This window comes from Flagellimonas yonaguniensis, from assembly GCF_029193885.1.
In the GTDB taxonomy this organism is placed as follows: Bacteria; Bacteroidota; Bacteroidia; order Flavobacteriales; family Flavobacteriaceae; genus Flagellimonas; species Flagellimonas yonaguniensis.
On record NZ_JARFVB010000010.1, the window covers coordinates 91,247 to 116,368 of the forward strand.

20 protein-coding genes are annotated in these 25,122 nt (G+C 43.0%); 7 read left to right on the forward strand and 13 right to left on the reverse strand.

Going from position 1 to position 25,122, the window contains the following annotated elements:
- Positions 1–7: 7 nt before the first annotated feature.
- Positions 8–2,869: an excinuclease ABC subunit UvrA gene (gene uvrA / locus PY092_RS14505; RefSeq protein WP_275616523.1), complete on the reverse strand. Its 2,862-nt coding sequence runs from the start codon at positions 2,867–2,869 to the stop codon at positions 8–10.
- A 179-nt stretch (positions 2,870–3,048) separates the two neighbouring features.
- Between uvrA and PY092_RS14510 the strand changes: the two genes are divergently transcribed.
- The gene (locus PY092_RS14510) at positions 3,049–3,576 is read left to right on the forward strand and encodes a hypothetical protein (protein WP_275616524.1); all 528 of its coding nucleotides are present in this window, start codon (positions 3,049–3,051) and stop codon (positions 3,574–3,576) included.
- Here the strand turns inward: PY092_RS14510 and PY092_RS14515 are convergent, their stop codons facing one another.
- Both PY092_RS14515 and PY092_RS14520 read right to left on the reverse strand, forming a co-directional pair.
- A complete protein-coding gene (locus PY092_RS14515; protein WP_275616525.1) occupies positions 3,577–4,353 on the reverse strand; it encodes a TIGR03915 family putative DNA repair protein in 777 nt (258 codons plus the stop codon).
- 92 nt (positions 4,354–4,445) lie between these two features.
- Positions 4,446–5,708, reverse strand: coding sequence for a putative DNA modification/repair radical SAM protein (locus PY092_RS14520; RefSeq protein WP_275616526.1), 1,263 nt, complete (start codon positions 5,706–5,708; stop codon positions 4,446–4,448).
- Positions 5,709–5,891: 183 nt separating this feature from the next.
- Here PY092_RS14520 and PY092_RS14525 point away from each other — a divergent pair, with 183 nt between their 5' ends.
- Entirely contained in the window at positions 5,892–6,644 is a 753-nt protein-coding gene (locus tag PY092_RS14525; protein WP_275616558.1) for an XRE family transcriptional regulator, read from the forward strand.
- A gap of 4 nt (positions 6,645–6,648) precedes the next feature.
- Here PY092_RS14525 and PY092_RS14530 read toward each other — a convergent pair whose 3' ends face one another.
- The 4 genes from PY092_RS14530 to PY092_RS14545 are packed head-to-tail and all read right to left on the reverse strand — an operon-like array spanning position 6,649 to position 10,882.
- Positions 6,649–7,644, reverse strand: a complete 996-nt coding sequence (locus PY092_RS14530) for an SMP-30/gluconolactonase/LRE family protein (RefSeq protein WP_275616527.1) — start codon at positions 7,642–7,644, stop codon at positions 6,649–6,651.
- A 43-nt stretch (positions 7,645–7,687) separates the two neighbouring features.
- On the reverse strand, positions 7,688–8,608 hold the full coding sequence (locus PY092_RS14535; protein ID WP_275616528.1) for an ATP-grasp domain-containing protein: 921 nt from the start codon (positions 8,606–8,608) through the stop codon (positions 7,688–7,690).
- A gap of 10 nt (positions 8,609–8,618) precedes the next feature.
- On the reverse strand, positions 8,619–10,301 hold the full coding sequence (gene ggt / locus PY092_RS14540) for a gamma-glutamyltransferase (protein ID WP_275616529.1): 1,683 nt from the start codon (positions 10,299–10,301) through the stop codon (positions 8,619–8,621).
- Positions 10,289–10,882 carry an acyl carrier protein phosphodiesterase gene (locus tag PY092_RS14545; protein ID WP_275616530.1) on the reverse strand — a complete coding sequence of 198 codons (594 nt, stop codon included), beginning with the start codon at positions 10,880–10,882 and terminating at the stop codon, positions 10,289–10,291. The genes ggt and PY092_RS14545 overlap by 13 nt, the downstream gene beginning before the upstream one ends.
- 91 nt (positions 10,883–10,973) lie before the next feature.
- Between PY092_RS14545 and glmM the strand changes: the two genes are divergently transcribed.
- Entirely contained in the window at positions 10,974–12,365 is a 1,392-nt protein-coding gene (gene glmM, locus PY092_RS14550; protein WP_275616531.1) for a phosphoglucosamine mutase, read from the forward strand.
- A 2-nt stretch (positions 12,366–12,367) separates the two neighbouring features.
- Here the strand turns inward: glmM and PY092_RS14555 are convergent, their stop codons facing one another.
- Both PY092_RS14555 and PY092_RS14560 read right to left on the reverse strand, forming a co-directional pair.
- On the reverse strand, positions 12,368–12,904 hold the full coding sequence (locus PY092_RS14555) for a YybH family protein (RefSeq protein WP_275616532.1): 537 nt from the start codon (positions 12,902–12,904) through the stop codon (positions 12,368–12,370).
- 26 nt (positions 12,905–12,930) lie between these two features.
- The gene (locus PY092_RS14560; protein WP_275616533.1) at positions 12,931–13,824 is read right to left on the reverse strand and encodes a lysophospholipid acyltransferase family protein; all 894 of its coding nucleotides are present in this window, start codon (positions 13,822–13,824) and stop codon (positions 12,931–12,933) included.
- Positions 13,825–13,877: 53 nt separating this feature from the next.
- Here PY092_RS14560 and PY092_RS14565 point away from each other — a divergent pair, with 53 nt between their 5' ends.
- The gene (locus PY092_RS14565; protein WP_275616534.1) at positions 13,878–14,528 is read left to right on the forward strand and encodes a rhomboid family intramembrane serine protease; all 651 of its coding nucleotides are present in this window, start codon (positions 13,878–13,880) and stop codon (positions 14,526–14,528) included.
- Between the two features lie 183 nt (positions 14,529–14,711).
- Here the strand turns inward: PY092_RS14565 and PY092_RS14570 are convergent, their stop codons facing one another.
- Positions 14,712–15,833, reverse strand: a complete 1,122-nt coding sequence (locus PY092_RS14570; RefSeq protein WP_275616535.1) for a TlpA disulfide reductase family protein — start codon at positions 15,831–15,833, stop codon at positions 14,712–14,714.
- 97 nt (positions 15,834–15,930) lie between these two features.
- Entirely contained in the window at positions 15,931–16,428 is a 498-nt protein-coding gene (locus PY092_RS14575; protein WP_275616536.1) for a hypothetical protein, read from the reverse strand.
- An 88-nt stretch (positions 16,429–16,516) separates the two neighbouring features.
- Between PY092_RS14575 and PY092_RS14580 the strand changes: the two genes are divergently transcribed.
- Positions 16,517–19,432, forward strand: a complete 2,916-nt coding sequence (locus PY092_RS14580; RefSeq protein ID WP_275616537.1) for an FAD-binding and (Fe-S)-binding domain-containing protein — start codon at positions 16,517–16,519, stop codon at positions 19,430–19,432.
- Here the strand turns inward: PY092_RS14580 and PY092_RS14585 are convergent.
- A complete protein-coding gene (locus tag PY092_RS14585; RefSeq protein WP_275616538.1) occupies positions 19,403–20,323 on the reverse strand; it encodes a UDP-2,3-diacylglucosamine diphosphatase in 921 nt (306 codons plus the stop codon). The two genes, PY092_RS14580 and PY092_RS14585, sit on opposite strands and share 30 nt — an antisense overlap.
- A 194-nt stretch (positions 20,324–20,517) precedes the next feature.
- Here PY092_RS14585 and aroC point away from each other — a divergent pair, with 194 nt between their 5' ends.
- Together aroC and PY092_RS14595 are read left to right on the forward strand one after the other, a co-directional pair.
- The gene (gene aroC / locus PY092_RS14590; protein WP_275616539.1) at positions 20,518–21,582 is read left to right on the forward strand and encodes a chorismate synthase; all 1,065 of its coding nucleotides are present in this window, start codon (positions 20,518–20,520) and stop codon (positions 21,580–21,582) included.
- A 58-nt stretch (positions 21,583–21,640) separates the two neighbouring features.
- Positions 21,641–22,966: a dicarboxylate/amino acid:cation symporter gene (locus tag PY092_RS14595; RefSeq protein ID WP_275616540.1), complete on the forward strand. Its 1,326-nt coding sequence runs from the start codon at positions 21,641–21,643 to the stop codon at positions 22,964–22,966.
- Between the two features lie 54 nt (positions 22,967–23,020).
- Here the strand turns inward: PY092_RS14595 and PY092_RS14600 are convergent, their stop codons facing one another.
- Positions 23,021–25,060: a DUF4139 domain-containing protein gene (locus PY092_RS14600; RefSeq protein WP_275616541.1), complete on the reverse strand. Its 2,040-nt coding sequence runs from the start codon at positions 25,058–25,060 to the stop codon at positions 23,021–23,023.
- Positions 25,061–25,122 lie beyond the last annotated feature (62 nt).

Here is a 25,122-nt window from a genome sequence, read left to right on the forward strand (position 1 = left end):
TATTTTTTTAAACTGCGCGTTTAATTTTTTGTTTTGTATTGTCCAATTCTTTCTTTAAAAACTTAGCTGTGTAGCTTTTCTTGTCCTTGGCAACTTCTTCGGGGGTGCCTGTCGCAACAACTGTTCCACCGCCTCTTCCTCCTTCATATCCAATGTCGATGATATGGTCCATCATTTTGATGACGTCCATATTGTGTTCTATTACCAAAATGGTGTTGCCCTTGTCCACCAAGCGGTCAAGCACTTCCATAAGTACTCGTATATCTTCAAAATGTAAGCCTGTGGTCGGTTCGTCGAGGATGTAAAATGTGTTTCCGGTATCTCTTTTGGAGAGTTCCGTTGCCAATTTTACCCGTTGGGCCTCTCCACCGGAGAGGGTAGTGGATTGCTGCCCTAATGATATATAACCCAAACCTACATCTTTTATTGTCTTAAGTTTACGATGAATTTTTGGAATATTCTCAAAGAAATCCACCGCCTCGTTGATGGTCATTTCCAACACGTCCGCAATGGACTTTCCCTTATAGCGTATCTCCAAGGTTTCCCGGTTGAACCGTTTGCCATTACAGGTCTCACATTCCACATACACATCGGGCAAAAAGTTCATTTCAATGACCTTGAGTCCTCCACCTTGACAGGTTTCGCATCTTCCCCCGGCCACATTAAAGCTAAATCTTCCAGGTTTATAGCCCCGGATGGTAGCCTCGGTTGTTTTGGAGAAAAGCGAGCGTATCTCACTAAAAACACCAGTGTAGGTGGCCGGATTGGATCTTGGTGTACGTCCAATCGGCGATTGGTTGATATCTATGACCTTGTCGATATGTTCCAGCCCGCTGATTTTTTTATAGGGCATCGGTTTTTTAACGCCATTGAAGTAGTGGGCGTTCATAATAGGGTAGAGGGTCTCGTTCACCAAAGTGGATTTACCACTGCCCGATACTCCCGTGACCCCGATCAGTTTTCCCAAAGGGAAATCGACGGTCACATTCTTAAGGTTATTGCCGGTACAACCGGAAAGCGTAATTTTTTTACCCGTTCCCTTACGCCGTTCTTTGGGTACGGGAATCTCCATTTCTCCTGTAATGTACTGTGCTGTTATGGTATGGTGGTCTATCAATTCTTTTGGACTTCCTTCCGAAATGATCTCGCCACCATGTTTTCCCGCTCTTGGGCCAATATCGATGACATGGTCCGCACATTCGATCATATCACGGTCATGCTCCACCACGATCACAGAATTACCAATGTCGCGTAGTGCTTCCAAGGAATGAATCAAACGTTCGTTGTCGCGTTGGTGCAGACCTATGCTAGGTTCGTCCAAAATGTAGAGTACGCCCACCAATTGCGAGCCAATTTGGGTGGCCAGCCGAATACGTTGCGCCTCACCACCGGATAATGATTTTGAGCTTCGGTTCAAAGAGAGATAATCAAGGCCCACATCCAATAAAAATCCGACACGGGCTTTGATTTCTTTAATGATTTCCTCGGCAATTTTCTTTTGATTGCCTTCCAAGGTATTCTCCAGATGTTTGAAGAAATTGGCAAGCTCGGCAATGTCCATCTGTGCTAACTCTGCAATGTTTTTGCCATCTATTTTAAAATAGAGCGACTCTTTTCGCAAGCGGGAGCCTTCGCAAGCAGGACATTCCACTTTGTCCATGTAGTCCTTTGCCCATCGCTTTATGGATGTGGAGTTGGCTTCTTCATATTGTGTTTTGATGAAATTGGAAATGCCTTCGTAGTCAATTTTATATTGTCTTTTTACACCCAGACTTTTGGAATCGACTTCAAAACTTTCCTTGCCACCGTTCAAAATAACGTCCATGGCTTCTTCCGGAATCTTTTCAATGGCATCCGTTAGGTCAAAATTGTAGCGTTGTGCAATGGTTTCCAGTTGTTTGAAGGCCCAGGATTTTTTGTATTCCCCCAAGGGTGCGAGCCCTCCGGATTTGATGGATATTTTTTTGTTGGGGATGATTTTATCCTCATTTACCTGAAATACGTGACCCAATCCGCTGCATTCTGGACACATTCCTTTAGGGGAGTTGAAGGAAAAGGTATTTGGCTCGGGAGTAGGGTAGGAAATGCCAGATGACGGACACATTAAGTCCCTACTGAAATAACGCGGCACCGATTCACCTTCTTCCAGCACCATGAGTACATTGTCCCCACTGTACATGGCCGTATTGATGGTTTCGCTCAGCCGTTTATGGAAATCTTCGCTATCACCGACTTTCAAACGGTCTATTACAATTTCGATATCGTGGGTTTTGTATCGGTCGACTTTCATCCCCTTTGTGATGTCCATAATCTCGCCATCGACCCGAACTTTTACAAAGCCTTGCTTTGCAATTTGCTCAAACAATTCACGATAATGCCCTTTCCTTGATTTGATGACAGGAGCAAGCACATTTATTTTCTTGTCCTTATACGATTCAATGATCAAATCCTTGATTTGCTCATCACTGTAGCTCACCATTTTTTCGCCTGTGTTGTAACTGTATGCGTCGCCAGCACGAGCAAATAACAATCGCAAAAAGTCATAAACCTCGGTAATGGTACCAACGGTGGAACGTGGGGATTTTGAAGTGGTTTTCTGTTCAATGGCGATTACCGGGGAGAGTCCATCGATTTTATCGACATCGGGACGTTCCAATCCGCCCAAAAACTGTCTGGCGTAGGCCGAAAAGGTTTCAATATACCTGCGTTGTCCTTCTGCGTAGATAGTATCAAAGGCCAAAGAGGATTTTCCGCTCCCCGAAAGCCCAGTGATGACCACCAGTTTCTCACGTGGAATGGTAACATCTATATTTTTCAGGTTATGGACCCTTGCGCCCTTAACCTCAATATGTTCTTCGTAATTGACCATAAATCATAGCAAACCTCAAAAGTAGCGATTTGAGATGTAAAAAGGAAGTGGTCTTATGTTTCGTTATTGTTGTTTGTTGGTTTATTTTTGAGTTTGGAAACCGTCATTTCGAACGCATGTGAGAAATCTAGATTTCTCAAGAAGGCAAGGTTACATCGAAACGACATTAATTATAAGAAATGAAATTATTGGGCATTGGCTCCAGGATAGACCACCCAGAATATGGAAAAGGTGTGGTTACCAACGTATCATCCAAACATTATTGGGTAACCTTTTTGGAAAACGGATTGGAAACCATTGATTTGGATGCTGAATTTGAAGTAATCGAAGGAGTAGAGGAGGAAGTGGACAGTGTGAGCTTTTTTGATGTGGAACGCTCCTTGGTAAAAATATTGGAAAAGTGGAGCGACACCCATGAAAAAGTGGCCATGGCCGATAAATGGAAAGGTGGCAAACTGATTTTGGAGCCTGATGATGGCACTGCCAACAAGGAAATGCCCATTGAGACCTTTTTTCATAAAATTGTGATGGTGCGTGACCGCATCCGTGTGATGGAACAAAAAATAAACAGCAGCAAAAACCTGGACGACCAAGAAAAAGTGGATCTACAGCAGTACATTACCCGCATCTATGGCAGTTTGACCAGTTTTAATGTACTGTTCAAGACCAAAAGTGACCATTTTGTGGGGGAGAGGAGTAAGGGGTGATTAAACCGCCTCTTTCTTCTCACTCAAATACTTCCAATACCGTTTAGGCACATGTTGCGTATGTAATTTAGGGTTGATGCGTGAGGCAATGTTGATGCTCTTAAAATAATTGTTCCAAAGGGTCTGGTATTCGTATTCCTCTGTGGTAAAGGCATCACTTTTAATTGTTTTGTTATGGTGGATGTCCTTCAAGTTCAGGGATACCATTTCCACATGGTTCAAATCATAATAGATACCATATTTCCGCTTTACGTCATAAATCAACCATTTTTGGTCTGCATAGCGGTCACGAAAATGTTTGGAGATTAGGGGCAAAACATCAAAATCAGGTTCAATGTTGGCAAAGTAAATTTCGTCCTTGGTCAACTGAAACCGAACAAAAGCTTCCATTCGATGTTTTTCGCGGCCCACCTTTTTGGCCAATTGGTCAATGTACAGCACTGTGCTGTCGGAATAGTCCAAATACTTACCGTTTTTGGTGCGCATTAATTTTTGAATATAGGTGTAGAGCATCATTTCAACGCCCTCTGCTTCGCTTAAAAAAGCAAAGTACACATTGGAGATGGCGTTGTGGCTTTTGTTGCGAACACCGTTCCAAACGCGTTTGGCTTTTTCCACATGGGTAAAAACGGTTTCGGTTTCGGAAAACAATCCACTTTGGGATTGATCGTTCTTTTGAATGTCGGCCACATTGATTTTTTCATCAAAGGCGACGAAGACGGCGGTCAAGAATCCGTTAAAGCTACCGTCGTAGACTAAGGTTGTTGAAGCATTCATAATGTTTGCTTTTTAGTTTTAAAATTCTCGAGGACTCCTTCGACTGCGCTCAGGATGACATCTCGAGACGACATAATTGTCAATGCTAATTGTTAATTGAACAAAGACAATTGCGTACTGTACTGATTCCGAAACTTTCCAGAGGAATGTTGTAGAATCATACCTTTTATTTTATCCGCGTCCAAGTCACGACGCTCCCAATGACGGGAATCGCAAACCATGAAATATTGGGCACGGTTGAGGGCCACACCAATCTTTTTGAGATGGTCCCAGTTCAGTTTTCTAAATTTTCTGGCTTTTATGATTTTGTCTACCGACCGCATTCCAATACCTGGAATTCTGGCCAAAAGGCGCTTATCGGCCGTATTCACATCCACAGGAAAATGGTGCAGGTTGCGCAAAGCCCACGAGAGCTTCGGGTCCACATCCATATCCAAATTGGGATGTTGGTTGTTCAGGATTTCCCCAATGGAAAAGCCATAAAAACGCAACAGCCAATCCGTCTGGTACAATCGGTTTTCACGCAACATGGGCACTTGCGAGCCTATGGCGGGCAAACGGGAATCGTGGGTCACGGGTACGTAGCCAGAATAGTATACACGCTTCATATTGAACGTTTTGTAGTAATGGGTCGCGGAATACATGATATCCTTATCCGATTCTCCCGAAGCACCTACGATTATTTGTGTGCTTTGGCCCGCTGGCGCATATTTTGGGGTGCTTTTGATGATTTTACGTTCGGATGTATACCGCACGATTTCATTTTTAACCTTTTCCATGGGTTTGGTAAAGTCTTCGTGCTTTTTGTCTGGTGCCAACAATTTGAGTCCCGAGATGGTCGGAACCTCAATATTGACAGATAGTCGGTCGGCATAGAGCCCTGCTTCATACATTAATTCATCACTTGCACCTGGAATTGACTTTAAATGGATATAGCCATTGAAATTTTCTTCTTCGCGCAGTTTTTTGGCAACTGCCACCAAGCGTTCCATGGTGTGGTCAGGACTTTTGAATATGCCAGAGCTCAAGAAAAGCCCTTCTATATAATTTCTACGATAAAAATTGATGGTAAGGTCGACCACTTCTTGTACTTTGAAGGCAGCCCTGGGTACATCGTTGCTTTTTCGGGTAACACAATAGGCACAATCAAAAATACAATGGTTGGTCAACAAAATTTTCAGCAAAGAGACACATCGCCCATCTGCGGTGTAGCTATGACATATTCCCATTTTGGAAGCATTACCAACCCCTTTTCCCTTATTGACCCTATCACTTCCGCTACTGGCACAGGAGACATCGTACTTGGCGGCATCTGCCAATATGTTCAATTTTTCACGTATCCTATCAAAATTCATAGCTTGGAAATATTCCATTCAAATATATGGATATAATCCAAATAATGGAAATAATCCATAAAAAGTTTTGGAAATATTCCAAAATAACTATATTTGAACATGGATCGTCTGCATGAGCTCATCCGAGATTAGCACACTGCTATACGTCTCAACTGCGCTCAAGCTGACATTATTGACTTGATGATGGAAAATGAAATAACCCTAAAACGATTTACCGATATCCGTAGGGAATTGGGCTATACCCAAACCGAGTTCGCCAAATTGTTGGGCGTGAAGAACACCACGGCCGATATAGAACGGGGGAGGACCAAATTATCCGGAAAGGTGGTAACGGAACTCTTACGCCAATTCAAGATAAATCCGTTGTGGTTGTTCGGAGAGAGTGACCAAAAACATTTGGATACTTCCAAAACCAGTGTTATTCCCAAAGTGGTTACCGTGGACAATTCCGACAACGACAATATGGTAATGGTAAATGCCAAAGCGGCGGCAGGATACCCACAGAATATATCGGATACAAGTTGGTACAGGCAGTTGCCCGCTTTTGATATGCCGATACCCGAATTCCGAAATGCAACCTATCGCGGTTTTCAAGTGGAAGGGGATAGTATGTTGCCCAATTTAAGGCCCGGCGATTGGGTGTTGGCCCGTTCCACCGAGCATATCGATCATGTGAGTCCGAATAAGATGTACGTGGTAGTACTTCAGGATTCGGTAATGGTAAAGAAGATTGAACGTAAACCAAATTCCAATAACATTACTTTGGTTTCCTTAAATGAAACCTATCCACCGTATGAAATCAAGCCGTTTCAGATCCAAGAAATTTGGGAAGTGAGTAGTAAGCTGACCTTTAATGTGGATGCCACCACCGAAACAGGTTTGCTCAAACAGCTTCAAGAATCGATGGAGGAGTTGAAAAAACAGATTACCAAGTAAATACTTAAAAACCAGCCCCCGTGGTTTTGGTCTGAATTCGCATTAAATAGTTGTGTGCCGTCATGTAAAGGACGGAACCATCATCGCCCCAAGTGCAATTTGCTGTGCGTTGCCCCGTTTCTATGCGCCCCAAGAGCTTGCCTTTGGGAGTGATTATCAATATACCGCTGGGTCCTGTGGAGAAAATGGTTCCATCTTGGGCCACCTTTAAACCATCCAAAGAACCCACAAATCCAGATTCAATTAAAGAAGTTGCATCAAAAAAGATGCGACCTTCATCCAATGATCCTTCCTGGAGAATGTTGTATGCCATGATGTAAGGCGTATTGGAATCTGATTGGTTTACATACAGGATTGTTTCATCTGGGGACAAGGCTATTCCATTCGGACGTGTAAGATTGCTGATCACCATATCCACATTGCCATTGGGGGCTATTTTAAACACTCCAAAAGCGTCAATTTCGCGCGAAGCTGAATTTTGTTGTTCGGGTAAGCCATAGGGAGGGTCAGTAAAATAATAGGTGCCGTTGGAGGCTTGTACAATATCATTTGGGCTATTGAATCGCTTGCCCTGCCAGGTGTCTGCCACTGTCACTTTTCCGCCATTTGACAAGGGCATTCTGGATATTCTTCGGTCGCCGTGCTCGCAGGCGACCAATTCGTCATCATTGTTGATGATCAATCCATTACTTCCTGGCTCACGACCATACGGTAAAACACCTGTGTAGCCCGAAGGTTTTAAAAACGCAGTGATTCCTTTACCTTCTTGCCACTTAAAAATGGTGTTCTGGGGAGCATCGGAAAATAGGAGAAATCCACCTTCCTTGACCCATACGGGGCCTTCCGACCATATAAATTCTTCGGCAAGCACCTCTATTTGGGCATCTTTGTCCACATAGTCATAAAAAGCATCGTCCAAAGCAACTAGATTACCTGTGGTTTTTTGCTGGGCAAAACATCCTAAGGTAATACTCAACAGGAGGAAGGGTAAGTTTTTCATTTTGATGTATTTATATAAATATAAAACAACCTGAAATACCGATTCAATGGGCAAGGTAATTCTTTTTGATGGCCTTTGCCAATATATCCGCTGCACTAGGGTTGTTGCGAAACCATAGTTCTGGTTCAAAAATTTCCAATTCGGCCAAGGCCCAATTGCCTTCATTGTCCTTAAAAATATCCACTCTGGCATAGATGGGCAGTTCGGGTGCGGCATGTACCACACTTTTGGCGTATGTTATTTGCTCTTGATTGGGTTCATAATCATGAACGGTTCCTCCAAAATCATCCTGAACCCTGAAATCGCCGGGTTTGGCAATTTTCAAGACAGCATGGGTAAACTCGCCGTTAAACACCATCATGGAGATTTCTCCTTCTGAAACGATGTTTTGTTGAAACTCTTGGAGCATCATGGCTTCTTCTTTTACCAAATTTTGAAAAATGGATTCATAGTCGGCAATCCTATCTTGTCCTATTTTGTAGGTGTGTCGAGCAGCTCCGGATACACAAGGCTTTAGGATGTATGTGTCGGCAGTAAAACCATGCTCCGATTTTGCCTTTGCTACAGTTTCAGCTAGTGTCAGTGTTGCCCCTTTTTCCACAAAGACCGTTTTGGGAATGGTTATTTCCGAGTTTGATAGGTCTTGCAGGTAATGCTTGTCAATATTCCAATAAATCAATTCTAAAGAATTGATGAACTGTGTTTGTTTAGAAGCCTTTACCAGCCATTCCGAAAATTCCACATAGCGGTCAAAATAGTCCCAAGTGGTTCTAAAAAGCGCATATTGGGTGGTCGACCAATCAAAATCGGGATCGTCCCACGATTTGCGTATGGCTTTTAGCCCTTGATTTTCCAAAGCTTTTAAAACCAATTGGTCTTCCTGAAGCACATTTTCAATATAGGGTGTCTTCTTCTGTGGAGCCACGTAGCGGTGGTCCGTCAAAACAACAACATCGTATTCCATTCAAAGAAAATTAATATCCCACGGCGGTGTCATCCCCGCGCTTGTCGGCTCCGCCTTCCAGTTTTCCATCAGGCAGTACACGAATCGCATCCACTTTACCAATGATGGGTGTACGGTCTTCGTTGATAATGTATCCCTTGGATTTCAAGTCGGCTTTAAGTTTGTCGGAAAACCCTTTGGGTTCAAAAACCACCATATCGGGCAACCATTGGTGGTGGAACCTTGGAGCGTTTACCGCATCTTGCATACTCAGATTGAACTCATACACATTTAAAATGGTTTGGGCGACTGCCGTGATGATGGTAGAGCCACCCGGTGTACCCACGACCATATACAGTTTACCGTCTTTTTCCACGATGGTGGGGGTCATACTGCTCAACATGCGCTTTTCCGGTGCTATGCTGTTGGCCTCGGCGCCAATGAGCCCAAACATATTGGGCACTCCGGCCTTGGCGCTAAAATCGTCCATTTCGTTGTTCAAGAAGATGCCAACCTCGGCACAGTACAATTTGGAACCATAGCCTCCGTTGAGTGTCGAAGTTACAGAAACCGCATTCCCTTCACTATCCACGATGGAAAAATGTGTGGTTTGGTCGCTCTCAACGATTTCCACTTCCCCATGGCTTACTTCTGATGACAATGTGGCCTTGTCAAAAGAGAAATTGGACATCCGATTTTGAAGATAATCATCACTTAGTAAGACATCATAGGGAATGTCTACAAAATCAGGGTCGCCCAAATAATAATTTCTGTCGGCATAAGCCCTGCGTGATGCTTCTGTAAACAACTGAATGGTTTTTTCCGAGTTATGCCCAAATTTTGAAACATCGTAGGGCTCCATCATTTTAAATATTTGGTTGATGGTTACCCCTCCGCTACTGGGTGGACTCATGGAAATCACTTTAATGTCCTTATAATCGAAAACTATGGGGTCTCTCCAAACCGCTTCGTACTTTTCCAAATCCTCTTCTGTGATCAGACCTCCGTTTTCCTGAACAAAAGCGGCCAATTTTTGTGCCACTTCGCCTTTGTAGAAACCATCACGGCCTTCTTCCATGATTCTTTGTAATGTTTTGGCATAGGCTGGGTGCTTTATGGTGTCTCCTGCTACAAAGGGACCTGCAAATTTGGTGCTATCGCCATTAGCCTCAATGAATCGTTCCCTATATCCTTCCAATCGGTTAGCTTGCTTTTCAGTCACCACCAGACCTTTGTTGGCGAGTTCGATGATAGGTTGTATGATTTGCTTTAAAGGAAGTTTTCCGAATTTTTTGTGCACTTCGATAACGCCAGCCACAGTGCCAGGCACACCTACTGCGGTTCCTCCGGAAGTGCTCATATCGGGAATCACATTGCCCAAGGAATCCAAATACATGTCCTTGTGAGCAGCTAATGGGGCTTTTTCGCGATAATCGATTCCTCCAATTTCGCCATCATTTTTGCGGTAGACCATAAACCCTCCACCGCCTACACTTCCGGCAAACGGATAAGCGATTACTAGAGTAAGTTCCGTAGCCACCATGGCATCAAAGGCATTTCCTCCTTTTTTCATAATGTCGACTGCCAGTTGTGATGCTTCTTCGCGTGCGGATACGACCATGGCTTTTTCAGCGACCAGTCCTGTAGGTGTTGCTGGTTGTTGCTTGCAATTGATGAATAAGATAAGGGGGAGGAGGAGTGTTAGTCTTCGCATAGGGAAATAAATTTTTGGTTGGAAAAGGTAATTAATTCTTCGAAAAAGGAGGTAAACTCATTTTCGAATTCTGTATAGTGTTCTTCAAGGTCCAAAATGGCAAAATTCATTCTGGATTTGTTTTTGGTTCTTCGGTTCATTCCGTTGAGTACACGGTCGATTCCTGCTAAGTTGGCATAGTTGAGAAGCCAATTGTCCGTAATCATATAGGGCATCATCCGTTTGGTGGCCATGGGCAGGATGTCGTAATTGTCCTCTAGTAAGTCATAGAAGTTTTCGACATATTCATCTAAAGGCACATCTGAATAATCGCTCCAGTTTTTGGCCAAAAAATGATCGTAATAGATATCTACGATCACTCGGCTGTAATGGCTGTAATTTTTGTGCAGGCGTTTGCTGCTCTGCCTTACTGTGGGATGTGAATCGGTAAAGGTGTCGATTTCGCGGTGGAGGAGGATGCCTTTTTGGATTTTATCGGGCAAATGTTTGTACTTGTTTCCTCGGATATGGTCGGCAAAGAAATTACCCAGAGTGATTTCCTCATCATCAAAAGAGAGATAGATATGCGCTAAGAAGTTCATCGGGGCAAATTCCTTTTCTGTCGAAATTTACAAATTCAAAACATGTAATCGGGTAAGCCCAACTATATTTGCAAAAACTTTTTTAACAATTATGACACTAATCAAATCCATTTCTGGTATACGGGGCACCATTGGGGGCCAAACAAACGACAATTTAACGCCCGTGGATGCGGTTAAATTTGCAGCTGCGTACGGTTCATGGTTAAAATCGTATTCCGAGAAGGATAAATTAAAGGTTGTGATTGGAAGGGATGCACGTTTATCGGGGGAGATGATCCAGAATTTGGTGGTTTCCACCTTGGTGGGTCTTGGAATCGATGTCATCGACCTAGGGTTGTCCACCACACCAACGGTGGAAATAGCGGTTCCTTTGGAAAAAGTGGATGGCGGCATCATTTTAACGGCCAGTCACAATCCCAAGCAATGGAACGCCTTGAAATTATTGAATGAAAAAGGCGAGTTTTTGGATGCCGAGCAGGGAGCAAAGATTCTGGCCCTGGCCGAGAAAGAGGATTTTGAGTTTGCGGAGGTCGATGATTTGGGGGAAATCATTAAAAATGATTCCTATATCGATATCCATATTGATGAAGTGCTGGAGTTACCCTTGGTAGATGCCGAAACCATCAAAAAGGCAGGATTTAAAGTTGTGGTGGATGGTGTGAACTCCACGGGAGGTATTGCCATTCCCAAGTTGCTTGAAGAACTCGGGGTAGAAGTGGTAAAGCTTTATTGCGACCCAACGGGACAATTTCCGCACAATCCAGAACCTTTAAAAGAACATTTGGGTGATATCTGTAAAAAGGTAGTTGAGGAACAGGCTGATTTTGGTATTGTGGTCGACCCCGATGTGGATCGTTTGGCATTCATCAGCAATGATGGGGAAATGTTTGGTGAGGAATATACCTTGGTGGCTTGTGCCGATTATGTATTGTCCAAAACCAAAGGGAATACGGTTTCCAACTTATCCTCTTCGAGAGCTTTGCGCGATGTTACCGAAAAACATGGTGGTGCCTACGAAGCTGCTGCAGTAGGAGAAGTGAACGTGGTTGCCAAAATGAAAGCCAACAATGCCATTATTGGTGGTGAAGGGAATGGCGGAATCATTTACCCAGAAAGCCATTATGGACGTGACGCCTTGGTGGGAACTGCTTTGTTCTTGATGCTGATGGCTGAGCGAGGAGGAACGGTTGCCGAACTGCGTGCTAGCTATCCGAGTTACTTTATGAGCAAAAAGAAAATTCAATTGACGTCGGACTTGGATGTGGATGCACTTTTGGAAGCCATGCACAACAAATACAAAGATGAGGAAGTATCCACCATTGATGGGGTTAAGATTGATTTCCCGGAAAATTGGGTACACCTTAGAAAATCCAACACGGAACCTATCATCCGAATTTATACTGAGGCAAAATCACAGGATGAAGCGGATGTTTTGGCCGATAGGATCATTGGTGAGATCAAGGAGGTGGCAGGATTGGAATAAATCTATTTTTCCAACTCATAGATGATTTTTGAACTCTCAAATTCATCGTCTGAAATATCGGTGCGGCTATCGGAATCCAGCCAGATTTTCCATGTTCCGTTTTCCTTGCGGAGTCCAACATTGAAAAAACCATAACCTACATATTGAGGTTCGGCATTTTTTGTATCATATCGAGTTAAACGATAATAACCGGTTTGATAGGCAACATCTTCCATGGAATTAAGGGCTGTGGTAAGAATTGCAAAAGCTATGCTCAGGTGGTTTCCTTGAGCTTTTACTGCATCCAAAAATCCGCCAAACCCTTCCAGATAGTTACTTCCGGATTCAATATTGTTTTGACTGATGGTTACCCGGACAATATCCTGGGTATGGATGGATTTGATTTTCTGGGAATCCAATTGGTCGTAAGCCTCCATAAAAGGTACCCAAACATCATTTTTGATGGCTTCCATGATTTCCGATGGTACTTGTTTGGGAGCCGTTTGCCCAAAGCATAGACCAATTCCGAGGCAAAAAAAGATAATGATTGATTTTTTCATCGACAGTTCCTTGTCTTGTCAAGATATCACTTTTTTAGCGATTTAGGTGCTCTATCTTTGTGCTTCCAGCGCTTATGCGTCCAGAAATAATACTCGGGTGCTTCTCGTATGGATTTTTCCGTTTCTCGTAGAAAGGCATCGGTAAGTTCATAATCGGGCACTTCGGAAGGATTTTCAGATAGAATTTTAAAGGTGCCTTCGTAATACCCTCTTTTCTTTTTGCGAACCTTGAGGTAGACAGGGGTAAAGTTGTTGGCTTTACAGATTTCTTCACCACCAACGTGAGCTGGAACCACTATACCCATAAAGTCGGTCCAGTATTTTGCCCTGCTGACCATTGGGGATTGGTCACTGATTATACCTACCATTAAAAGTTCTTTGCTTTCTTTTGCGGCCTTGAGAATTTTTCTAGATTCTCTTGTGGATATCAATGTGGTATTGAATTTACCTCGGATTCGACGAATCATTTGATCAAAATACTTATTCTGTATTTTTTGATAGATACCATATCCTTTGGATTTGATTTGTAAATTCAATGATAAGACCCATTCCCAGCTAGCATAATGGGGGAGCATCAGCATAGTGTTTATGCCCTTGCTCTCAAGATCATTGATAAGTTCTATGTTTGTAAGGGTAAATCGCTTTTGAATCTCTTTTTTACTTATCCCCAAGGTTTTGATCATTTCCAAGAACATATCGCACATGTGCTTGAAGAACTTTTTTTCTATCAACAACCGTTCTTTTTCAGACTTTTCGGGGAAAACCAACGCTAAATTGTTGCGGACTACTTTTTTGCGGTAACCGATTATATGATAGAGCAGTGCGTGCACTCCATCAGAAATAAAATAAATGACTTTAAGGGGGAGTCTGGAAATCAACCAGAGCAATGGATAAACAAGGATATAAACTACCAGCTGCATAGACTATTCTTGTGTGCAAATATAGCTATATTTGAACCCAAACCTTTATTTACATGCTCAATTTACATATCGCCACCATTGCCATTATGGCTGCCAATGTTTTGGTTTCTCTACGTGGGTTCAGTAACATGGCTTTTTTTGATAGATATAAGTTCAGTATCAATGCCATACAGGCGGGTCAGCGAGAACGAATGGTGACATCGGGCTTTTTGCACGTGGACATTTCGCATTTGTTCCTGAACATGTTCACCCTCTACTTTTTTGCTCCAGTAGTGATCGGATGGTTTGGTTCGATAAAATTTTTGATCATCTACTTTGTTAGTTTGGTGGCAGGAAGTCTTCTGGCACTCGTTTTTCATAAAGATGAGCCATTTTACAGTGCTGTTGGTGCCAGTGGAGCCGTAATGGGAGTACTCTATGCAGCCATATTGTTGAATCCCGATATGCAATTGGGCATTATGTTCATCCCGATTCCGCTACCTGCCTATGTGTTGGGTATCGCTTATCTATTGTATTCCATCTGGGGTATGAAGAGTAGGATGGGCAACATAGGTCATACCGCTCACTTTGGTGGTGCTATTGGGGGCTATGCAACTACCTTGCTTTTTAGGCCAGAACTTTTTGTCACGGACACCTTGATTGTGGTATTGCTGGCTATTCCGATCATCATCCTATTTGTTTTGGATAAAATGGGGAAGATTTAGCGAAGTAGTGCCTACGGAGCTTTAAGGCTTGATTCCCGACAATAGACTTTAATATGAAAGACATCAGAATGGAGATGGATTCCGTGTCAAACACGCAATGACACTCGTACCAGTTGCGATTATCCAATAAAAAAGGCCTTGAAATTATCAAGACCTTCTTTCATCAAAGATATATTTTATTGCTTAGCTCTTGCCGAGAATTTCAGCTACTTTTTGTTCCAATGCAGGACCTCTGAGGTCTCTTGCCACGATAACGCCATTTTCATCCAGTAAAAATGCCGCTGGTATTGCATTGATGTTGTACAAGCGAGCAATGGGATCTTGAAAACGCTGTAGATTGGAAATGTGGTTCCACTCCAATCCGTCTGATTCTATCGCATTGGTCCAATGTTCGGCTTTGTTGTCCAAAGAGACGCCCAATACATCAAATCCTTTTTCGTGATATTTTTTGTAAACTGACACAATGTTCGGGTTTTCAGCACGACATGGTCTGCACCAAGCTGCCCAAAAGTCCACCAAAGTAAGTTTGGCCTTGCTGGTCACATCGTTGAGTGCCAGTACATCGCCGGTTGGGGTGGGAGCTGAAAAGTCTGGTGCAACGGCGCCAATTTCAGTGGATTTCAAATTTTCCAGCTGTTCGCCAATTTTTTTCCCGGGTTCGGTTGCTTTCATGTCAGGGGAAAGACCATCGTACAATTCACTTATCTCTTCCACAGGAAGAGCTTTTGTAGCCAAAAAGTTTGCGACCACCAATACGGATACAAACGCATTGGGATTGTTCTTGGCAAAATCAATGTTGAAGTTTTTTGCGTCCTCTTGGAATTCGATAAATTCTTCACGCAATGCCGCTACTGTGGCGGTATCCCTTTGTTGGGCTGCGGTACGCATATCGTTTTGCATGGTTCTGGCACGGTCGGATAGTTTGCGGGATTCGGTCAAAAAGTCCATGAACAAATCATTTTGTTCAGTTCCTTTGACCTTCGCAAAACCAATACTGTCTTTTTGGAATTCTATCTCAATGGTAGCGTTTTCCACAATCACAGGCACGTTTCCACGAACTTTATCCACAAAGATATAGTGCATTTTTGGTCCGGCCTGATCTCCACTAAAGCTGAACAAACCATTCTCGACGGTAGTAGTGTCAATATCCACCAATTGATTGATGGAATCCGTGGTTTTTAAGAATATCTGGGTGCCATTTTCGGATTCTCCGGTAATGGTTCCGCTTAAGGTGTATCCTTTAGGGTCAGAATTACAGGAAGTTAAAAAAAGAACTCCCAAGGATAATGCAAATAGTCTTTTCATTTCTATATGTTTGGATTGCGAAGGTATTCAATGTTTATGGTATAAAAAAACCCTTGGCTTTAATAGGACCAAGGGTTGACTATAAAGTTTTCTTAATTTAGAACTGGTATCGGATACCAAGTGCGATATCAAAATCAAAATCATTGTCAAAGCCATCGTAACCGATCAAGCCAATTTCAGGCCTAAAATCCAATGAGAGTAGTAGAGGGATGTCAAAATCATATTCGACACCAATGTTACCGGCGGCAAAAACGAACAAGCCATCGTTGTCGTCATCAAAATTGGGGTTAGGTTCAAAATCCACGTTACCTAATCCACCACCAACACCATAGTACCAATTAAAATTGCCGTCCAACTGGTGCACCCATTGGTAAACACCTGTTAATTTAAAGGCATCAAAATCCCTGCTGTCCCTCCAGCCGAGGTCGAATTCGGCACGGTTATATTGGCCTATTGATTTTTGATAGGATATTTCGGCTCCGAAGCCATCACTGTCACCCAAACGTAATCCCAAGGCATGCTCGGAAATGCTCTGGGCACTGAGGCCAACTGTTGCAAACAAAAATAAAACGGAAAATAATGTGGTAATCTTCATGAGGTTCTCGTTAAGTTAAAAATTAGAGATAGTTTTGTGTTAGATTTACGTTCTAAAACTAATTTTAGTTCCCAAAAAGTATTCCGAATTGGATAAAAAATTGTTAAAAGACCTTTCAGTGGCATTGAAAGGGGAGTTGTTGTTCGATGATTTGAGCAAGGCCATCTACGCCACAGATGCTTCCGTGTATAGAAAGCTGCCCACAGCGGTGGCCTACCCCAAAAATGTCGAGGATTTAAAAATTTTGCTCGCATTTGCCAACAAAAATAAAGTGGGGCTGATTCCCAGAACAGCGGGGACATCCTTGGCTGGACAATGCGTGGGAGAAGGTATTGTGGTCGATGTAAGTCGCCATTTTACCAAAATCATAAGTCTGGATAGGGATAAAAAAGAAGTTACTGTGCAGCCGGGTGTTGTTCGCGACGAGCTCAACCAATATTTAAAACCATTCGGTCTTTTCTTTGGCCCCAACACTTCTACGTCCAATCGATGTATGATAGGGGGAATGGTCGGGAACAATTCTTCTGGGACCACTTCCATCCAATATGGGGTTACTCGAGATAAGGTAATTGCTATGCAATGTGTTTTATCCGACGGAAGTGATGCTCATTTCTCGAATATTTCCAAAGAAGAGTTTGAAAAGAAGAAGCAAGGCGATTCGTTGGAAGCCGAAATCTACAGTAAACTTTACGAGGAGCTTTCCAATCCAGAAAATCAGAACAACATAAAATCCGAGTTTCCAAAACCCAGTATTCATAGGAGAAATACGGGATACGCAGTGGATGAGCTATTGAAAAACAACATTTTTGGAGAAGTGGATACTGAATTCAACCTCTGTAAATTGTTGTCAGGAAGTGAAGGTACCCTTGCCTTTACCGCCGAAGTCACGCTTCAACTCGATGATTTGCCTCCGCAGTATGCGGCCATGGTGGCCACGCATTATACCACATTGGAAGATTGTTTGAGCGATGTGGCACCTGTGATGCAACATAACCTCCATCTATGCGAAATGATGGACAAAGTAATTCTGGACTGCACAAAAAATAACCGTGCCCAATTGGCCAATCGTTTTTTTGTGGATGGTGACCCAGCGGGCATTTTAATGTTGGAAGTCAAAGCGGATTCCAAAGAGGATTTGGATAAACAGCTCAATGGATTGTTGAAAACCATTGAAAAGTCTGGTTTGAGCTACGCCAACCCAATTTTATACGGGGAGGATATCAATAAGGCCATTGAACTGCGTAAAGCTGGACTTGGCTTGTTGGGTAATATGGTTGGGGATAGGAAAGCGGTGGCCTGTATCGAGGATACGGCTGTGGCTTTGGAGGACCTGAAAGATTTTATTGGCGAGTTTTCCCAGATTATGAAAGGGTATGGCCAAGATGCAGTGTATTATGCCCATGCCGGTGCAGGGGAATTGCATTTGAGACCTATTCTCAATTTAAAAAAGTCCGAGGATGTAGTGTTGTTCCGAAGCATTACCACTGATGTGGCCAAGTTGACCAAAAAATACAACGGAAGTTTTAGTGGTGAGCATGGTGATGGTATTGTACGTGCCGAGTTCATCCCGTTGATGATAGGTGATACCAATTATGAACTTTTGAAAAGGGTAAAAGCACTTTTTGACCCCAATTTGGTACTCAATCCTGGCAAAATAGTGGATGCCTATCCAATGGATGAATCTTTGCGTTACGTGGTTGATCGCAAGGAGCCCGAAGTGGATACAGTGCTGGACTTTTCGGATAGTGAAGGCATCCTTAAAGCCGCTGAAAAGTGCAACGGAAGCGGAGACTGTAGAAAAAGCCATCACATGAGCGGAGGAATGTGTCCCAGTTACCAAGCTACGAAGAATGAAAAGGATACGACACGCGCCAGGGCCAATGCTTTACGGGAGTTTTTGACCAATTCGGAAAAAACCAATCGGTTCGACCATGAAGAACTTAAAAGAGCCTTTGACCTTTGCTTGAGCTGCAAAGCATGTGCCAGCGAATGTCCCAGTAATGTGGATGTTGCTGCCCTAAAGGCCGAATTCCTGTACAACTATCAAGAAGCTAACGGGTATTCGTTGCGAAGCAAGTTGTTTGCCCACAACACCCAATTGAATGCCATGGGAAGTAAGGTTTCCGGCATTACCAATTGGATGTACGAGTCCAAAGCGATTGGGGGAATGCTCAAAAAAGCGTTGGGGGTGGCCCCAGAGCGTCATTTGCCCAAAGTGGGGCGATTCAATTTTAAAAATCATTTGAAAAAGCATCGGGTAAAGCGAACGGACCTTTCCAAAAAGCAGGTGGTCCTTTATATTGATGAATTTGTCAAATATTTGGATATCCAAATTGGGAAGGATGCCATTGAGCTATTGTGCAAATTGGGTTACGATGTGGAGCTGTTTTATGGTGAAAGTGGAAGAACCTATCTATCCAAAGGTTTTTTGAAGCAGGCCAAAAAGTTAGTGGCCCAGAATATGGATAATCTCAAAGAGATTTTAAAAGCCGGAACCCCAATTGTGGGGTTGGAACCTTCTGCTATTCTATCATTCAGGGACGAATACCAGCGGTTGCATGATGATAAGGAACAATTAAGCAAGTTAGCCTCCCAATCATTTTTGATAGAAGAGTTTTTGGCTGCCGAAATTGCAGCAGGCCATATTACATCCGATAGTTTTACCGATGAGGAAAAGACCATCAAAATTCACGGGCATTGCCATCAAAAAGCATTGAGCAATCAAAAAGTGACCTTCGATGTGCTGAATTTGCCCAAAAATTACAAAGTGACGATTATACCATCAGGGTGTTGTGGTATGGCAGGTTCTTTTGGTTACGAAAAAGAGCATTACGGGGTAAGTATGCAGGTCGGTGGGCTAAAGTTGTTCCCTGCTGTGGAGAAAAGCCCTTCGGAAACATTGATTGCGGCCAATGGTACTAGTTGTCGGCATCAAATTAAGGATGGGACGAAAAGGGAGGCGCAGCACCCCGTTTCAATCTTGAGACAGGCCCTTGTCATCTAAGAAGTCTTTATCGATATTTTCTTCTTCCTTTTCACTGAGGTGTTCTTCGGTCACATCTTCAATGTTGACTTCTTTGTCGGTTATGGAAGCGATGAGATCGTTCATGTCCATTTCCTTTAAATCCTCGTCCACAAAGAAAGGGGAAAGTCTATCGTGATTGTAATGGTAGATTCTCCAGCGCTTGAAGGAATATTCCAAAGCGGTCAGGTTTTCCACCCAATCCCCTGAATTCAAATAGGTGCAACTGCCATATTTGTTTTCGTATATCTCCTTTTTGGGTTGATGGATATGTCCGCAGACCACATAGTCGTATTCGTTTTCTATGGCCAGCTCTGCAGCGGTCTTTTCAAAATTGTTGATATACTTGACAGCACCCTTTACGCTGTTCTTGATTTTCTTGGACAAAGAATATTTCTCCCGGCCCATTTTGGAAAGGCACCAGTTGAGGAAGCTGTTGATCAAAATAAGGAGGTCATAGCCGTAGCCGCCCAACTTTGCCAACCATTTGGCATTTTGTATGGAAACATCGAACACATCACCATGGAAAATCCATGCCTTTTTGCCATCCAGATTCAGCACAAGTTTGTTCATTATCTTAAAGTTCCCCATTGAAGTATCACTGAATTTACGAAGCATTTCATCATGATTTCCAGTGATATAGTAAACTTCAGTGCCTTTTGAAGCCATCCCGATGATTTTTCTCAACACTTTGAGATGGGAGGGGGGGAAATACCGTTTGCTGAACTGCCAAATATCAATAATGTCTCCATTCAAAATCAGCTTTTTGGGCTGTATACTATTGAGATACGTGATGAGTTCATCTGCATGGCAGCCATAAGTTCCCAAATGTACATCCGAGATAACCGCCAATTCTATCTTCCTTTTTTTCAATCGTATAAGGTTTAATGCAAAATAAAATGGTTGGAATAAATTAAAAATGAAATCGAAGTCATTAATTCATGAGGATAATGTTAAAAAATCATCATGCTGAAATTAAATATGTTACAATAATATTAAGGCATGACATCGTTTTTGAATTAGATTTGTATCGTCTACCTTTGGGGACATCATAATTTTTATACCGAATGGCAGGAAATTCTTTTGGACAACTTTTTAGGCTCACCACCTTTGGTGAATCTCACGGAAAAGCATTGGGAGGTATCATTGACGGTTGTCCAGCAGGGATGACATTGGACTTGGAAAAGATCCAAGAGGAGTTGAACAGAAGAAAACCAGGGCAATCCGCTATTGTGACCCAGCGAAAGGAACCTGATACGGTCGAGATTTATTCGGGAGTGTTCGAAGGACAAACCACAGGTACGCCCATTGGCTTTGCTATTCATAATACGAATCAAAAGTCCAAGGATTATTCACATATCAAAGATTCGTACCGACCATCGCATGCGGATTATGTATATGATAAAAAATACGGTTTCCGTGATTATCGTGGTGGTGGAAGAAGCTCAGCTCGTGAAACTGCCAGTAGGGTAGTGGCAGGTGCCATTGCAAAGCAATTTTTAAGTGATATCAAAATAAACGCCTTTGTCTCTCAAGTTGGAGAGATGAAATTGAACAAGCCCTATCAGGAATTGGACTTTTCCATGATTGAGTCCAATGCCGTTCGTTGTCCCGATACCGAAATGGCCCAAAAAATGGAAGATTACATCAAATCCATAAAAAAAGAAGGCGATACCATTGGAGGTGTAATCACTTGTGTCATTCAAAATGTACCAATTGGTCTGGGAGAGCCTGTTTTTGATAAACTTCATGCCCGTTTGGGAGAAGCTATGTTGTCCATAAATGCCGTAAAAGGATTCGAATACGGGAGCGGTTTCGCGGGTGTTGCCATGAGGGGAAGTGAGCACAATGATGCTTTCAATACGGATGGCACCACAAAAACGAATCGTAGTGGAGGTGTGCAAGGAGGTATCAGTAACGGTATGGATATTTACTTCAGTGTGGCTTTTAAACCTGTTGCCACTGTGTTACAATCTTACGAGACCATCAATAAGGAAGGCGAAAAAGTGACCACCCAAGGCAAGGGGCGCCATGATCCCTGTGTTGTTCCAAGAGCGGTACCCATCGTGGAGGCCATGGCTGCATTGGTCTTAGCGGACTACACGTTATTGGCCCGCACCAACAAAATCTAGCCCACGTTAGGACGTTTCCGTTCAAAAAAGTATCTTTCCGACACTAACTTGACTTTTTATGAAGAAACTGGAATTGCACTGGCAAATCCTGATCGGGATGCTACTTGGTATTCTTTTTGGATTTGCGATGACCCAGATTAGCTGGGGCAAGGAATTTGTGAATGATTGGATCCAGCCCCTCGGAACCATTTTTGTAAAACTTCTTAAACTTATTGCCATACCCTTGATTGTGGCATCCTTGGTCAAAGGGATTTCCGACCTCAAGGATATATCAAAATTCAGGAATATCGGTCTCCGTACCATTGCAACGTACATTGTCACTACGGTAGTTGCCATTACCATTGGGCTGCTTTTGGTCAATGTGATGAATCCAGGAAGTGGTATTTCAGAAGAAACTGTTACCAAGCTCACTGATACCTATGCGGGCGATGCTGGTGTCACTTCCAAAATTGAAGAGGCTTCGCGACAAAAAGACAGTGGGCCTTTGCAATTCTTGATAGATATGGTGCCAGACAACGCATTGGCTGCCATGACGGACAACTCTTTAATGCTTCAGGTCATATTCTTTACCATCTTTTTGGGTATTTCCATGTTGTTGATCGGGGAGAAAAAGGCAAAGCCACTAAAAGATTTTTTTGATGCCCTCAACTTTGTCGTCTTAAAAATGGTCGATTTGATCATGTTGACGGCTCCCTACGCCGTATTTGCCCTATTGGCAGGTGTTGTGGTATCATCAAGTGACCCAGACTTATTGTTGGCCCTGTTGAAATATGCAGGTGTTGTGGTTTTGGGTCTTGCCTTAATGATTGTATTCTATGCCACTATTGTAGGCCTTATTGCCAAAAAGAACCCGTTTTGGTTTTTAAAAGAGATAAGTCCGGCACAACTGTTGGCCTTTTCCACCAGTTCCAGTGCAGCGACCTTACCTGTGACCATGGAAAGGGTAGAGGAGCATATCGGTGTGGACCAGGAAGTATCCAGTTTTGTGCTGCCCGTAGGAGCTACCATAAATATGGACGGAACCAGTTTGTACCAAGGGGTTGCCGCTGTGTTTATTTCTCAAGCTCTTGGGTTTGATTTGACTTTTGGCAATCAGTTGACCATCGTATTGACAGCTTTACTCGCCTCTATTGGTTCAGCGGCTGTTCCCGGAGCGGGAATGGTGATGTTGGTCATAGTTTTGGAGTCCATTGGATTTCCACCGGATAAATTAGCGATTGGCCTTGCATTGATTTTTGCCGTAGATAGACCATTGGATATGTGCAGGACCGTAGTGAACGTTACCGGTGATGCCACGGTTTCCATGCTCGTTGCAAAATCTGTGGACAAACTGGGTGATCCACATGTGGAAGAATGGGATGACCATTATGATGAGGTAAAATAAAAGAAAGAAACATTGAACATAAAAAAGACCTCCATTTTGGAGGTCTTTTTAGTTTTAGAGGGAGATATGTCTTTCTTTTGGGAACTTTACTTGAAAGGAGAAGTTTGTCTTTTGAACGGACTTAGGTTCCATTGCCATGTTCCAGGTCAACAAACCTTTGCTTTCATCATAAGTGGCATTATGGGTAATGATGTCATCCACTTTGATTTCCTTGTTTTGTGATTTTGGAATCCTGTCCATGAGCTTTAGATTAATCGATGTATTCTTATTGTTTTTGACCTCCAAAACATAACTGCGGTCCAATATTCGGTTACTGCCCACAAAAGGTCTGCTTTTAAAATTACGTTCTTGTTGCCTTGTTACCGTGATATTGGGTTCAATGCCAAGGGATAATATCATTTCCTTTTTAGTGGTATATGGGTCTATCACGGTCTTACCGGCATAGGCGCCTTCAAAATAGATATTGGCTTCCCCAGGTAATAATTGATGCTTTTCCCAATCCTTGAAACTTGCTGTGAGATAGACATTCTCATTTAAAACCGGAGCTGCAAAATATTCATAAGCGGCTGGAATTTTGAACGTATTCACCTCAATGGCGGTAATATCCCCATTGGCCATGATGGTATATGGTTTTTTGATGGCAAACTCTGTTTTGGTGGCTCCTTCGTGCATCTGGCTTTTCTTGGTGGTTATCACTACTACGCCATTGGCACCTCGGGTTCCGTATATGGCGGATGCATTGGAACCTTTCAGTACCTCAATGTCTTGAATTTCGTTCTCATCCAAATCTCCATCGACAAAACCATCCACGGGAATACCATCAATAATGTACAGAGGTTGGGGATTGTTGCTCACATTTGAAGCACCTCTGATGGAAACGCCGGCTACACGGCCGCTTAGTGTTCGTTCCACAGACGCAGTGCTATATCCGGTCACAACTACTTCATCCAAATGTTGTGCATCTTCCTCCATACGAACATTCATGATGGAAGAGTAAATGGGCAATTCTTGCATGTGCATCCCAATATAGGAGTAGACTAATTCTTTTCCGGAAGGCACATCCAAACTATAATTACCATCAAAATCCGAGGTGGTGCCAATACTAGTGCCCTTGACCAGAATACTTACCCCAGGCAGTGGAGCTCCTGATTCATCCGTTACCGTTCCTACAACCTTTTTCACATTGGGGTTAAAAGCATATCCTTTTTTGGCGGTGGTCGTGACTTTTCTTTTGTGGTAGGCGCTAACAAAATTCAAATAATGGGCCTCTACGGTGGGCTTACTTATGTTATAATTGGGATTGCCCGTTGATAAAGAAATTTTGACATCTTTCCAATCCTGTCCCGTATTCTGGTAAACGTTGCCCTTATATGCCATGGAGAGTGGTGCGTTCAATCCATTGGATTTAATGTCGTAATTGGGTACCCATCCGGCATCTTTGACCAAATAGGATAGCGTAGCGTTCAAGTTAGTGGAAATAGGTGCATCAAAAGTGATTGTGATTTCCCCTTGAGGAGTTTCACTGGCATTGTTGGCTTCAGCCAATTGTTGCTGCAGGTCGTTGATCTCAAGTTTGATTTTATTGATGTTCAGATTGGTCTTGAAAATCTCATTTTTGATTTTCGTGATCCTTTCCCGGTAGTAGGCACTGATCTGTTTGATACGTTCCAGGTCCAACATCTGCCCCTCTCCATTGACATTGCGATTGGAGTTGATTACCTTTTCTTCCTCTTCAAGACCGGCAATGGTGTTCTTTAGTAGTGAGATTTCATGCTCCAGTTCTTCAATCCGGTTTTCCCACTCTTTGATTTTTGGATTGCTCTCGGATTTTTCAAGATAATTGATGTTGTATGCGATGGATAAAATGGAGACCGCGCCCAAACCCGAAATTTGAATGCTGCTTCCATCAATTTTGTGGGATAGTCCTGTAAAAACCACTTCGTTGGAACCTTCTTGGAGCAGACAAGAGGCTGTCCGGGTAATCTGGGCCCCATTCAGGTAAACAGTTACTTCCTTGATTTTGGAAGGGGTTTTTGTCGTATTGGCAAATAAAAACAGGGGTGCCAACAAAAATAGGATGACTGTATTTTTCATAAGGATTGGATATTTAATTGTTTATCCAAACCTATGGTTCACTTCAGCAAATTAAAACTGGC